Origin of the sequence: Zobellella sp. DQSA1, from assembly GCF_041950555.1 — a bacterium.
GTDB lineage: Bacteria > Pseudomonadota > Gammaproteobacteria > Enterobacterales > Aeromonadaceae > Oceanimonas.
Genome location: NZ_CP169531.1, coordinates 3,378,851 through 3,391,380 on the forward strand (window position 1 = coordinate 3,378,851; position 12,530 = coordinate 3,391,380).

The 12,530-nt window shown below is 60.7% G+C and carries 11 protein-coding genes and 1 tRNA gene; 4 read left to right on the forward strand and 8 right to left on the reverse strand.

What is annotated here, in order from left to right:
* The 3 genes from hcaB to hcaR all read left to right on the forward strand — a co-directional run bounded on the left by hcaB (position 1) and on the right by hcaR (position 3,107).
* Positions 1–810: a 3-phenylpropionate-dihydrodiol/cinnamic acid-dihydrodiol dehydrogenase gene (gene hcaB, locus ACEVBK_RS16190; RefSeq protein WP_375055929.1), complete on the forward strand. Its 810-nt coding sequence runs from the start codon at positions 1–3 to the stop codon at positions 808–810.
* 18 nt (positions 811–828) lie between these two features.
* Positions 829–2,046, forward strand: coding sequence for a 3-phenylpropionate/cinnamic acid dioxygenase ferredoxin--NAD(+) reductase subunit (gene hcaD, locus ACEVBK_RS16195; protein ID WP_375055930.1), 1,218 nt, complete (start codon positions 829–831; stop codon positions 2,044–2,046).
* Between the two features lie 152 nt (positions 2,047–2,198).
* Positions 2,199–3,107: a DNA-binding transcriptional regulator HcaR gene (hcaR, locus tag ACEVBK_RS16200; RefSeq protein WP_375055931.1), complete on the forward strand. Its 909-nt coding sequence runs from the start codon at positions 2,199–2,201 to the stop codon at positions 3,105–3,107.
* Between the two features lie 280 nt (positions 3,108–3,387).
* On the opposite strand, the gene pntB is transcribed toward hcaR, so the two are convergent.
* From pntB to ACEVBK_RS16240, 8 genes are all read right to left on the reverse strand, one after another.
* The gene (pntB, locus tag ACEVBK_RS16205; RefSeq protein WP_375055932.1) at positions 3,388–4,764 is read right to left on the reverse strand and encodes a Re/Si-specific NAD(P)(+) transhydrogenase subunit beta; all 1,377 of its coding nucleotides are present in this window, start codon (positions 4,762–4,764) and stop codon (positions 3,388–3,390) included.
* A gap of 4 nt (positions 4,765–4,768) precedes the next feature.
* Positions 4,769–6,292 (reverse strand): Re/Si-specific NAD(P)(+) transhydrogenase subunit alpha, encoded by a 1,524-nt coding sequence (locus ACEVBK_RS16210; protein ID WP_375055933.1) that lies wholly within the window; start codon positions 6,290–6,292, stop codon positions 4,769–4,771.
* A gap of 578 nt (positions 6,293–6,870) precedes the next feature.
* Entirely contained in the window at positions 6,871–7,701 is an 831-nt protein-coding gene (locus tag ACEVBK_RS16215; protein WP_375055934.1) for a zinc-dependent peptidase, read from the reverse strand.
* A 73-nt stretch (positions 7,702–7,774) separates the two neighbouring features.
* Entirely contained in the window at positions 7,775–9,070 is a 1,296-nt protein-coding gene (locus ACEVBK_RS16220; RefSeq protein WP_375055935.1) for an Nramp family divalent metal transporter, read from the reverse strand.
* A 239-nt stretch (positions 9,071–9,309) separates the two neighbouring features.
* Positions 9,310–10,311, reverse strand: coding sequence for a peptidoglycan DD-metalloendopeptidase family protein (locus tag ACEVBK_RS16225; protein ID WP_375055936.1), 1,002 nt, complete (start codon positions 10,309–10,311; stop codon positions 9,310–9,312).
* A gap of 50 nt (positions 10,312–10,361) precedes the next feature.
* The gene (gene rimI / locus ACEVBK_RS16230; RefSeq protein ID WP_375055937.1) at positions 10,362–10,799 is read right to left on the reverse strand and encodes a ribosomal protein S18-alanine N-acetyltransferase; all 438 of its coding nucleotides are present in this window, start codon (positions 10,797–10,799) and stop codon (positions 10,362–10,364) included.
* Positions 10,775–11,152: a hypothetical protein gene (locus ACEVBK_RS16235; RefSeq protein ID WP_375055938.1), complete on the reverse strand. Its 378-nt coding sequence runs from the start codon at positions 11,150–11,152 to the stop codon at positions 10,775–10,777. The genes rimI and ACEVBK_RS16235 overlap by 25 nt, the downstream gene beginning before the upstream one ends.
* A gap of 54 nt (positions 11,153–11,206) precedes the next feature.
* Positions 11,207–11,283: transfer RNA gene (locus ACEVBK_RS16240), tRNA-Trp, on the reverse strand.
* A 316-nt stretch (positions 11,284–11,599) separates the two neighbouring features.
* On the opposite strand from ACEVBK_RS16240, the gene pyrB reads away from it, so the two are divergent.
* Positions 11,600–12,523, forward strand: coding sequence for an aspartate carbamoyltransferase (gene pyrB / locus ACEVBK_RS16245; RefSeq protein ID WP_375055939.1), 924 nt, complete (start codon positions 11,600–11,602; stop codon positions 12,521–12,523).
* Positions 12,524–12,530 lie beyond the last annotated feature (7 nt).

Consider the following 12,530-nt stretch of genomic DNA (forward strand, 5'->3'; position numbering starts at 1 on the left):
ATGAGCTGGCTGGAAGGAGAAGTCATTCTTGTCACCGGCGGCGGCTCCGGGCTGGGACGGGCGCTGATCGACCGTTTTATCCGGGAAGGCGCGCGCATCGGGGTGCTGGAGCGGGCCGAGGACAGGCTGCAGGCGCTGCTCGAACGCTATGGCGACCGGATAGTGGCGGTCACCGGCGATGTCACCAGTTACAACGACAACCTGCGCGCGGTGGAAGCCACGGTGGCCCGCTTCGGCAAGCTGGACTGCTTTGTCGGCAACGCCGGCATCTGGGATCATGGCGCCGACATCCTGAGCCTGTCCGGCGACGAGCTCGGGCAGGCGTTCGACGAGATAGTGTCGGTCAATACCAAGGGCTACCTGCTCGGGGCCAAGGCCGCGGTGGATGAACTGGTAAAAACCGAAGGCGCCATGATCTTCACCCTGTCGAACTCGTCCTTCTATCCGGCGGGGGGCGGTCCCATCTATACCCTGAGCAAGCACGCCGGCGTGGGCCTGGTCCGGGAGCTGGCCTACGAGCTGGCCCCCAAGGTCAGGGTCAACGCCGTGGCCCCTTCGGGCATGAGAACCAATATCCCGGGTGCCGCCGCCCTGGGCCAGGACCAGCTCGGGCTGCTCGATGCCCGGGATCCGGAAAAGATCGCGGGCGGCATGCCCCTGAAGTTCCTGCCCGAACCCGAGGACATGACCGGCCCCTACGTCCTGCTGGCCTCACGGCAAAACAACCGCACCCTGACCGGGGTGTTTATCAACGCGGACTGCGGCCTGGGTATCCGGGGCCTGCGCCAGCCCAATGCGGGGCTGTTTTAAGGTGGAAGGGGTAAGAAAATGAGTCTGTCACACATCGTCATCATCGGTGCCGGCCAGGCGGGCGCCAGTGCCATTCTGGAACTACGCGCCCATGGCTATGAAGGGAAGCTCACCCTGGTCGGGGACGAACCCCATTTGCCCTATGAGCGCCCGCCCCTGTCCAAGGAGGTCATTCTGACCCCGGACTCCGCCCGGGTCGAAATACTGTCGGCGGAAAAGCTGGCGGCGCTGAAGGTGACCCTGATCACCGGCAATGGCGCCGAACGCCTCGATCCCGAGGCGCGCCTGGTCGAGCTGGAAAACGGCGACACCCTTGGCTACGACAAGCTGCTGCTCGCCACCGGCGGCGCGCCGCGCCGCCTGCCCATGCTGGATAGCCTGGCACAACAGGTTTATACCCTGCGCAATCTGGAAGACGCCAGGAAGCTGATTACCGTGTTCACGGCGGAAAAAAGCATAGTTCTGGTCGGCGGCGGCGTCATCGGCCTCGAGCTGGCCTCCAGCGCCAGCGCCAGGGGCTGCCGGGTCACGGTGCTCGAGCAGGAGCCCATGGTGATGAAGCGCTGCGCGCCCGCCGCTCTGGGGGAATACCTGGTCGGGCGGCACCGGGCCCAGGGGATCGATGTCCGCCTGTCCACCGGCATCCACAGTGCCGAGTTGCAGGGCGAAGAAGTCCATCTCTTGCTGGAGGATGGCCAGACCCTGGTGGCGGACGCCGTTGTGTACGGCATCGGCATAGTCCCCAATGTGCGGCTGGCAATCACCGCCGGGCTGGAGGTCGATGGCGCCATCCTGGTCGATGAACACTGCCGGAGCTCGCACCCGGACATCTATGCCGCGGGCGATGTCGCCGCCCGGCGCAATGGCGCGGATCGCCCGCGGCGTATCGAGAGCTGGGAGAACGCCAACCACCAGGCGGCCATCTTCGCCCGCCATGTGCTGGGGCAGGAGCCGCCGCCCGCCAGGGCCCCCTGGTTCTGGACCGATCAGCTCGGCATCAATATCCAGTTTGTCGGCGACATGGCGGCGGCCCAGTGGCATCTGCGTGGCGACATGGCCTCCGGCACCGACTCGGCCTTTACCCTCATCGGTGTGAGCAACGGCACCCTGGTGGCCGGCATCACCGTCAACCAGCCCCGGGAAATGAGAAACCTGAGGAAGATGGTGGACAAGCGGGTGTGTTTCCAACCGGAGCAACACCTGGATGTTACCCGGGATCTGCGCAAGCTGGCCTGAGTCGTTGTAGATTAACCGCCCCTTCGGCCTGTTCCTTAGGGGCTTGTGAGTCAAGGCGCGGGCCGCGTACCATGGTGGCCCGATGCAGGCGAAACCATCCTGTGATGAGCAACGACACATTACCCTAAACGCACGGCCAGAAGGAGTCTTCCATGGAGTTACGGCATTTGCGCTACTTTGTGACCGTGGCCGAGGAGTTGAGCTTCAGCAAGGCGGCCAACCGGCTCTATACGTCCCAGCCCTCCCTTAGCCAGCAGATCAAGGATCTCGAGACCGAACTCGGTGTCAGGCTCTTCAACAGAACCAAACGCAAGGTGGAGCTGACGGAAGAAGGCGAGGTCTTCCTCCGGGAAACCCGCCTGACCCTGGCCCAGGCGGAAAAGGCGGTGTCCATCACCCGACAAATTGCCCAGGCCAAGGCCTTCCGCTTGGCCATCGGCTTCGTTCCCGTCGCCGAGATGAACGTCTTCCCCCATATACTGCCGGCTTTTCGCATTCACTACCCCGAACTGAGCGTTGAACTGAAAAGCCTGAACAACCAGCAGCAGATAGCGCGGCTGCGCAACGGCGAACTGGATATCGCCTTTACCCGCGACAATGTGCAGGATGAGGAAATCGACAGTTTCCTGATCCTGAAGGAACCCCTGAAGTTCCTGATCCCGAAGAGCCATCCCCTGGCCGACTACGAGGTGGTGCCGGTCAGGATGCTCGACCACCAGGACTTTATCATCGTCAATCCATCTGAGTCCCTCCCCCTGTATAACCTGATCCTGGAATTCGCAGAGCAGAACCACATCCAGCTCAATATCGTGCAGCAGGCCGACAACATCCTGCTGAACATCAACCTGATCAATATCGGCATGGGCTGCAGCATACTCCCCACCTACATCACCCCTATCGGGCAGGAAAATGTCGTGCTCAGGCCCCTAGAGCCCGAACTACCGTTGATCGACCTCTATGCCAACTACCGCAAGGACAACGGCTCCCCCATCCTCGCCACCTTTATCGAACACCTGAAGAAACTGTCCTTCAAAGGCGGACAATATTCCGAAGCAAAATGAAGTATGAGGTATCCCATGACTCTCGATGGCCGATGACAACAAAAAGGGAGCCGAAGCTCCCTTTCAGACTGCTGACAAACCTTCGTCGTTCTCTGTAGTCACTCCCGCGAAGGCGGGAGTCCAGTGCAATGTTTCATGGATCTCCGCCTTCGCGGAGATGACGATGTTTACATAGCTGAAGCAAAGGGAAATATCAGGCAAAAAAGCAGGTAATGGGCTTTGTCATCAAGCTGAAAGGGAGCCGAAGCTCCCTTTGTTCATCATTGACAGTCTGAAAAAATTACAGCGCTTTCAGGATGTTGTCCACGCTGTCCTTGGCGTCGCCGAACAGCATGACGCTGTTTTCGCGGAAGAACAGCGGGTTCTGCACCCCGGCGTAGCCGGTGTTCATGGAACGCTTGAACACCACCACCTGCTGGGCCTTCCACACTTCCAGCACCGGCATGCCGGCGATGGGGCTGGCCGGATCTTCGTTGGCCGCCGGGTTGACGGTGTCGTTGGCGCCGATCACCAGCACGGTGTCGGTGTCGTCGAAGTCGTCGTTGATCTCGTCCATTTCCAGCACGATGTCGTAAGGCACCTTGGCTTCCGCCAGCAGCACGTTCATATGGCCGGGCAGACGGCCCGCCACCGGGTGGATGCCAAAGCGCACCTTGACGCCGGCCGCGCGCAGCTTGGACACCAGATCCGCCACCGGGTACTGGGCCTGGGCTACCGCCATGCCGTATCCGGGGGTAATGATCACCGAGCTGGAGTTCTTCAGCATTTCGGCCACGTCCTCGGCGTTCACCTCGGTGTACTCGCCGTCTTCCTCTTCACCGTTGCTCACGGCACCGTCGGAGCCGAAGCCGCCGGCGATAACAGACACGAAGGAGCGGTTCATCGCCCGGCACATGATGTAGGACAGGATGGCACCGGAGGAGCCCACCAGGGCGCCGACGACGATCAGCAGGTCGTTGGAGAGCATAAAGCCCGCCGCCGCCGCTGCCCAGCCGGAGTAGGAGTTGAGCATGGAGATCACCACCGGCATGTCGGCGCCGCCGATGCTCGCCACCAGGTGCCAGCCGAAGGCCAGGGCGATCAGGGTCATCACCAGCAGGGCGAAGCTGGAGCCTTCCACCTGCACGAACCAGATCAGCAGCAGGGCGGACACCACCACCGCCAGCAGGTTCAGTTTATGGCGGTGCGGCAGCATCAGCGGCTTGGACGACACCAGGCCGCGCAGCTTGCAGAAGGCGACGATGGAGCCGGTGAAGGTGACGGCACCGATGAAGACGCCGAGAAAGACTTCGGTGTTGTGGATATTCAGCATGGCGCCGAACATCTCTTCATGGTCCATGTAGGTGTTATAGCCCACGAACACCGCCGCCAGACCCACGAAGCTGTGCAGCATGGCGATCAGTTCCGGCATTTCGGTCATTTCCACCTTGAGCGCAAGGCGGATACCGATGGCGGCACCGATGACCATGGCCAGGATGATCCAGCCCAGGCCGGTCACTTCGGGATTGAAGATGGTGGCCACCAGGGCGATGGCCATACCGGCCACACCATACCAGTTACCGGCCTTGGCCGACTCCTGCTTGGACAGACCCGCCAGGCTCAGAATGAAGCACACGGCGGCGATAATATAAGACGCAGTTACAAGTCCTTGTGACATTCCATTAGCCCTTTCTAAACATCTTCAGCATACGATGGGTTACGGTAAAGCCGCCAAACACGTTGATGGAGGCGATCAATACCGCGATAAAGGCGAGGAAGGTGACAAAGCCACCGCTACCCACCTGGGACAGGGCCCCGACCACGATAATCCCCGAAATGGCGTTGGTCACCGACATCAGCGGGGTGTGCAGCGAGTGGGACACATTCCAGATCACGTAGTAGCCCACGATACAGGCCAGCACGAACACGGTGACATGGGACAGGAACTCGAGTGGGGCCACCGCCGACAGCCAGGCGAATAGCACCACGCCGGCGCCGCCCAGGTAATACTTGAGGTTGCTCGGCTTCTTGGCGTGGGGCTCGGCATGAGGCTGGGCCGCCTTGGCCTTGGGCGCGGCGGACACGCTGATGGCGGGCGGCGGGAAGGTGACTTCACCGTCCTTCACCACCGTCATGTTGCGCAGTACCACGTCGTCGAAGTCGACCTTGATGTTGCCGTCCTTCTCCTTGCACAGCAATTTGGCCAGGTTGACCAGGTTGGTGGCATAGAGGGTGGAGGACTGGGTCGGCAGGCGGCCGTTGAGATCGGTATAACCGATCACTTTCACGCCATTGTCGGACACGAACAACTCGCCGGGCTTGGTCAGCTCGCAGTTGCCGCCGTTTTGCGCCGCCAGATCCACGATCACCGAGCCCGGGGCCATGGCCGCCACCATTTCGGCGGTGATCAGCTTGGGCGCCGGCTTGCCGGGGATAAGCGCCGTGGTGATGATGATGTCCACTTCCCTGGCCTGGGCCATGAACAACGCCATTTCGGCATCGATAAAGGCCTGGCTCATTTCCTTGGCATAACCATCGGAAGAATCGGCCTCTTCCTCATAGTCCAGCTCCAGGAACTCGGCACCCATGGAGTTGATCTGCTCTTTTACCTCGGGCCGGGTGTCGAAGGCACGGACGATGGCCCCGAGGGAGCCGGCGGCGCCGATGGCGGCCAGGCCGGCCACGCCGGCGCCGATCACCAGCACCTTGGCGGGCGGCACCTTGCCGGCGGCGGTGATCTGGCCGGTGAAGAAGCGGCCGAACTCGTGGGCGGCTTCCACCACAGCCCGGTAGCCGGCGATATTGGCCATGGAAGACAGCGCATCCAGGGACTGGGCGCGGGAAATCCGTGGCACCATGTCCATGGCCATCACGGTCACGCCCTTGGCCCTGAGTTGTTCAACCAGTTCGGGGTTTTGCGCCGGCCAGATAAAGCTGACCAGAGTGGTGCCGGCCTGCAGCCGCTCGATTTCTTCGGCGGTGGGGGCGTTGACCTTGTAGATGATGGCGGATTGCCAAACGTCGTCGGCGCTGACCAGCTTGGCACCGGCGGCCTGGTAGGCCGTATCCTCGAAGCTGGCCTTGGTGCCCGCCCCCTGCTCGATGCCGACCTCAAAACCCAGTTTACGCAGCTGTTCGACCGACTTGGGGGTCGCCGCCACCCGAGTCTCGCCGCTAAGCGTTTCCCTTGGAATTCCAATTAACATAATAAATCCCTGATTAATGTTGATATCGCACCGGATACCGACGAGGCGCGTCCGGTTTCGGGCAAGCTGCTCCTTCAACTGCCAGGCAGCCTTGCCATTCTATTGCTCCAGCCTAATTACGTTCTTTTACAACAGTGCTAAATCATCTGCGCATATCAAAACGACGCTTTTATATCTTTTAACATTATCAACGTCGAAATCCCGACGATACTCGCCAAATGGTGAGTCCTGATAGGGAGATAGCGTAAGAAAGAAACAGCACTTCAAGCACTATACTGACTCCCGAGGAAAAAGATAAATCGATCTTTCCTCGAGCCTTAATAGGCTGTGGCTTTCAATCAATAAAGTATCACTTATCGATGGGCGGCAAAGCAGTGGTTTAGCGAGCAGGATCACAGAACCCGTCAGCGGGTAGCCAAAGGAAGCCAAAGGGCTTCTCAAGGACTCCGGACCCGGTGCCGTTCGCTTAACAACTCTACAAGGGCATTCGAAACGGTCGCCCCCTTCGAGGGCATGACCGGTTTTTTGGCGTGCTTGCCGCAAGAAAGGGAAGCCGAGAGAGACTCTGCGGGCACGCCTCAGTCGGGTTCCCGGGGATGACGTTCGGCCGGATGAGGGCGACCGCCATGGCCTTCGGCCGCATATTCAGGAGGCTGGCGCGACAGGGGATCCTGCCCGAACAGGGCCACCAACTGGCGATGCACCGCCGGGTAGGTGGCCGCCAACCGGCGGGGATGGGTGAAAAACAGCTCGCAGGTCACCGCCAGAAATTCGGCCGGGTGGGTGGCGGCATAGGGGTCGATGGGCGGCGCCTCATCCTGCTCCAGCAGCCGGCAGAGATCGTCGAAGGCGGCCTGGAAGTCGGCGCGCCAACGCGCCATCTCCATGCCGGGGCGCATCGGCGGTGCGCCGTCGGCCTCGCCGCCCAGCATGTCCATCTTGTGGGCCAACTCATGGATTACCAGATTGAAGCCGTCCCAGTCGCCGTCCTGGCATAGCTCGCTCCAGGCCAGCACCAGGGGCCCCTGTTGCCAGGACTCGCCGGCGTGTTCCTCTTCCACCTCGCTGACCAGACCGAATTCATCCTGCACCGACTCCCGCCGGGTGACCGGCTCGGGAATGATGATGATCTCGCGAAAACCCCGGTACCATTTCAGATCGAGGTACAGGATGGGCAACACCGCCTGCAGTGCCAGGGCTGCCCTGTCTTCCGGGGCAAGCTCCACCCCGAGCACCGTCAGGGTCTTGCGAGCCAACAGCTGCGCTCCCAGCTCGCACAGCCGGAGCTGTTCCCTTTCCTCCAGACCTTGCAGTATGGGGATCTGCGCCAGCACCTCCCGCCAGGGCAGGACCTCTGCCGGCCTGCCCCCTTGCCCGAGCCAGCCCTTCAACCTGGCAAAGAACGACATTCTCTCTCCTTGGGCCGCGCCGTGGTGACACCCAAAATCGCTTATGGCCATAGAAACGCAGGGGCCCTCGGCCTTATTTCACAAACAGGTACCAGTAGCCGAACAGCAGGTTGAAGCCGGCGAAAAACAGGATGCCGGCCCAGCTCAGGGCCACCATGCCGCCGCCCAGGCGGTAACGCTCGGGCACCTGCGGCAGTTTCATCAGACGGTAGTTCAGCCAAGCGAACACCAGGGCGCTGATAAAAGCGGAGATCATGGCGAACTCCAGCATGGCCAGCAGGGCACCCTTGAAGAACATGATGATCAAGGCTCCCACCATGCCCATCACCACCATCAGTGGATAGGTGTAGCGGGCGCCATGGCCGGTGGGGCCGCTGCCTTTCTGCTGGCCCAGCTGTACGAAGCACTCGCTCAGGGCCCGGCTGTAGCCGTCCAGCACGGTGACGGTAGTGGAGAACATGCACAAAAAGGCGATCAGCGCGATCAGCCAGCGGCTCCAGTCACCCATGACACTGGCGTACACGTTCACCAGTTGGTGGGCGAAGGCGATGCCGGAGGTAGCCAGGCTCTCGCCGCTGCCGTGCAGCACCAGGGCCCCCAAGGCGACGAAAGCGATGGCCAGCAGGGTGGACGTCACGTAGCCCACATTGAAGTCAACCAAGGCGTCCTTGTAATCGAGCTCGTCGCCCAGGGCCTTTTTCTTCTGCCGCAGCCACACGCTGTTCCAGGAAGACAGCTCGATGGGCGCCGGCATCCAGCCCATCAGCGCCACCAGAAAACCCACCGCCGCCAGGTTCCAGGGGCTCGGCGCCACAAAATCGGGGGGGGCCACACCGCCCTTGTTGAGGGCGATAAACACCGCGGTCACCGTGGCCACCGCCAGGCCGACGATGATCCACTTGGTTACCCGATCCAGGGTTTTGTAGTGACCGGTGATAAGAAACACCAGCGAGCCCGCCAGCACTATCATGCTGAGCTGGGTCACGCTCAAGGCATCGCCGATAAAGAGACCGAGGATGCTGCCGCACAGCATCGCCACCCCGGCAGTACTGACTACGGAGGCAAAAATATTGAGCGCGGTAAACAGGTAGAGATAGCCGCGGCCGATACGGTCATACCCCTGGATCAGGGTTTCGTCCGCCGCCATGGTGTAGCGGGCCCCAATTTGAAAGAAGGGATATTTCAGCAGGTTGACGACGATAATCAGCCCCACCAGTTGCCAGCCGTAAATGGCACCGGCCTGGGTAGAGGCCACCAGGTGGGAACCACCGATAGCGGCCGCGGCGCCCAGAATACCGGGCCCCAATACACGCATATAGTGGCTTATGCTGCGTGGACCGTTTTCTGCCACGTCGACTAACTCTGCCATCTTGTGTTCCTGCCTTTTTACTTTGAGTTTGTTATAAAAAAGAAAGTAAAAGGCCATACCAAGCAACATAAAGCAACTGATTTTTTCGAAGGAAGCCCATCAAAATCAGCATTTAAAGCCATATAAAATGAACAAATCAGGACATAAATTCAATAGTTCAACAAGTATCATTTCTTATATTTAAAACGGGTGGTAAATACAAAATTTAATACCACCACCCATCACAATGAGTTATTGCTCTATTCCGATCCCTGGGCCAGCAGCCAGGTCCCCGTCTTGGGAGAACGGCCCTGCAAGGTAAAGGGGATGGATTCGACCCGACCGTTGTTGTACACCTGCACCGCCAGATGCAAGTGGGGCCCAGAGCTATAGCCGGTGTTGCCGGACGCCGCCACCCGCTGCCCGGCCCTCACCCTGTCGCCTTTCTTCACCAGCAAGGAGCCGGTATGCAGATGGGCGTAAAGGGTCATGGTGCCATCGCTGTGGCGCAGCCGCAGGTGATTGGTTTTGCCCCGGTATTCCGGTTTGAGGCCGCCGCCCACATGATGGTCTACCGCCGCCAGCACCACCCCGTCGCGGGTGGCATAAAGCGGAGTGCCGATCGGCAGGGCGATATCCAGGGCATAACGGTTGGCGGGTCTGTTATGACTGAACTCGCCGTTGAACCCCTGGGACACCCGGTAGCGCCCGGCTACCGGTGACGCCAGATCCACCGCCTCGGGGAAATAGGAAGGAGTGGATGGCCGGCTCCAGGAGGCAGGTGTCGGCTTTACGATGGTGGATCCGGCAATTTTCTGTACCTTCTGCGCGCTGGGCGAAGGCCGCAGCTGGTTGCCGGTGTAGGCGAAACCGTAGTCATAGCGCCAACTGCCACTCTGCCGGGCACTGAGCTTGCCCACGAACTTCTCTTCCCGTGCTGGCAAGCGGATCACCTGCTGCATCTCGTCGGGAATCAGCACGTTTTCCTGGCCGGAAAAGCGGAATGTCAGCTCGGCCCGGGAGGGCAACCGGTTGAGAGCGAAAAAGTAGTGGCCGTCAGGCTTTTCCACCACCCGCACCAGCACGGCATCGCGGTTGACGGCGTCCTGGCTCCAGCGGTCGTTGGAGTACTGCACGGCATGAAGACGGTTATCGGTATAGTGCACCACGCCGGCGGCGTCCCGATAACGATAGATGTTGGCGTCCGACGCCAAAGGCCACAGCAGCGCCGTAGCCAGCAGGCAAATCCTTGAGCCTCTCATTGTTCCGTCCTTGGTGAGAGTGTTTGCCTTTGAGTATAGGAGTAAATTGGTTATTTTTGCATCAACACCGCATCTTCCCGGCCACTGGCACTCTGGTAATAATCCCGCCGACGGCCACTTTCCACGTAGCCACAGGCGCGATACAGGGCCAGGGCCGGGCCGTTGGAAGCCCGTACCTCCAGCCAGAGCCGGGTCAGTTCCTGCTCCCGGCACCGGCGCAGGTAATGTTCCAGCAACAGCCGGCCCAAGCCCTTGCCTTGCCAGGCTGGGGCCACACAAATGTTCATCAGGGTACTTTCGTCCAGGATCCGGTCGGCGATAAAGTAGCCCAGCAGCTGCTCCCCCAGCCAGAGGGAGCCGGTAAAATAGCGCCCGCCAAAGCTCTCGCCCAGCAGGCCGCGGCTCCAGGGATACGGATGGGCAGCCTGCTCCAGCGTTACCATGGCGTCCAGATCGACGAAGCTCAGGGGGCGAAACAGAGGCTGCATAACCGGCTCCAGAGTTCGCGCTTTTGCTCAGGGGTCAGCGGCAGGCTGCCATGCCAGTCAAAGGCATCCGCCGCCATCGTCAGGTTGAGGCCGAGCAGGACGGGAGCTGACGGGCAGCCCACCGCCCGCCAGGCCGCTTCGTCCATGACTCGGAAGCGGGCCGGATCGGGTGCCAGGGCCAGACGCAGGTCGGCCTCCAGCGGTGCCGGCAACGCCCTGCCCTGGCCCACGACCAGCAGCACCATCGCCGGTTCGGCGGCGGGCTCGGGAGCATGGGGCAGACGCTCGGGGTGGGCACAGCGCCACACCGGCAGTGCAAGCAATTGCCACAGTTGCGATTGTAACGGCGTCATAGCCACTCCATAACGCAAAAAGCCAGCATGGAAGCTGGCTTTAAGAGGTGAAGCTGGCAGGGGCAGAGGGATTCGAACCCCCAACCGTCGGTTTTGGAGACCGCTGTTCTACCAATTGGAACTATGCCCCTGCAACACGAGGCGCATTATAACCGGCGACCTTCAAAGGTAAAGGGCTTTTTCCGGGCCCCTGGTGCGTTCGCTCACCTTTTCGCCGTTTTCGATACACCCTCTCGCCGTATTTTGCTTTAGGCGCACATTTCTCTATAATCCGTACGATTTGCAATCGCCCGGAGTTGCAGGATGCTTATCCTTTCCCGTTACCATCAGGCCGGTTTTACGCCCGTTTATCATGGAAACGGTGGCGTTTGCGATCAATTTAGCTCTAATGGCCCCATTCAGGGGCTTTTTTATGGTCTTCACTTTACACCTTAAAGAGCGTTGCTGATGGCAAACCCCCTATATCAAAAGCATGTAATCTCCATTTCCGACTTCACCCGTGCCGAACTGGAACTGATCATCGACACCGCCGTGATGCTCAAGACCCATCCCCGACCCGAGCTGCTCAGGCACAAGGTGGTGGCCAGTTGCTTCTTCGAAGCCTCTACCCGCACCCGGTTGTCGTTCGAAACGGCGGTGCACCGGCTGGGCGGCGCCGTGATCGGCTTTTCCGACAGCGGCAGCACCTCCCTGGCCAAGAAAGGCGAAACCCTGGCCGATTCGGTGAAGATCATCAGCTCCTACAGCGACGCCTTCGTGATGCGCCATCCCCAGGAAGGGGCGGCCCGGCTGGCGGCGGAATTTTCCTCGGTGCCGGTGATCAACGCCGGTGACGGTTCCAACCAGCACCCAACCCAGACCCTGCTGGACCTGTTCACCATCTACGAAACCCAGGGTACCCTGCAGGGGCTGACCGTGGCCTTCGTCGGTGACCTCAAATATGGCCGCACCGTGCACTCCCTGACCCAGGCGCTCAGTCTGTTCGGCTGCAAGTTCTACTTTATTGCGCCCCAGGCCCTGGCCATGCCCGACTACCTGTGCGACGAACTGGTGGAAAGAGGCATCAACTTCGAGTTCCGCGACAGCATGGAAGAGGTGATGGACGAGCTGGATATCCTCTACATGACCCGGGTGCAGAAAGAGCGCTTCGACGAAACCGAATACATGCACGTGGCCTCCAAGTATGTGCTGACCCCGGAAGTGCTGGACAATGCCAAGGACAGCCTCAAGGTGCTGCATCCCCTGCCCCGCATCGACGAGATCACCATAGAGGTTGACGACACCCCCTATGCCTATTACTTCGAGCAGGCCGAGAACGGCGTCTACGCCCGCCAGGCCCTGCTCGCCCTGGTGCTGAACGAGAGCCTGTGAGGACCCC

Coding starts and splice junctions, on each gene's coding strand:
- hcaB (WP_375055929.1), top strand. CDS start 1: ATGAGCTGGCTGGAAGGAGAAGTCATTCTTGTCACCGGCGGCGGCTCC.
- hcaD (WP_375055930.1), top strand. CDS start 829: ATGAGTCTGTCACACATCGTCATCATCGGTGCCGGCCAGGCGGGCGCC.
- hcaR (WP_375055931.1), top strand. CDS start 2,199: ATGGAGTTACGGCATTTGCGCTACTTTGTGACCGTGGCCGAGGAGTTG.
- pntB (WP_375055932.1), bottom strand. CDS start 4,764: ATGTCACAAGGACTTGTAACTGCGTCTTATATTATCGCCGCCGTGTGC.
- ACEVBK_RS16210 (WP_375055933.1), bottom strand. CDS start 6,292: ATGTTAATTGGAATTCCAAGGGAAACGCTTAGCGGCGAGACTCGGGTG.
- ACEVBK_RS16215 (WP_375055934.1), bottom strand. CDS start 7,701: ATGTCGTTCTTTGCCAGGTTGAAGGGCTGGCTCGGGCAAGGGGGCAGG.
- ACEVBK_RS16220 (WP_375055935.1), bottom strand. CDS start 9,070: ATGGCAGAGTTAGTCGACGTGGCAGAAAACGGTCCACGCAGCATAAGC.
- ACEVBK_RS16225 (WP_375055936.1), bottom strand. CDS start 10,311: ATGAGAGGCTCAAGGATTTGCCTGCTGGCTACGGCGCTGCTGTGGCCT.
- rimI (WP_375055937.1), bottom strand. CDS start 10,799: ATGCAGCCTCTGTTTCGCCCCCTGAGCTTCGTCGATCTGGACGCCATG.
- ACEVBK_RS16235 (WP_375055938.1), bottom strand. CDS start 11,152: ATGACGCCGTTACAATCGCAACTGTGGCAATTGCTTGCACTGCCGGTG.
- pyrB (WP_375055939.1), top strand. CDS start 11,600: ATGGCAAACCCCCTATATCAAAAGCATGTAATCTCCATTTCCGACTTC.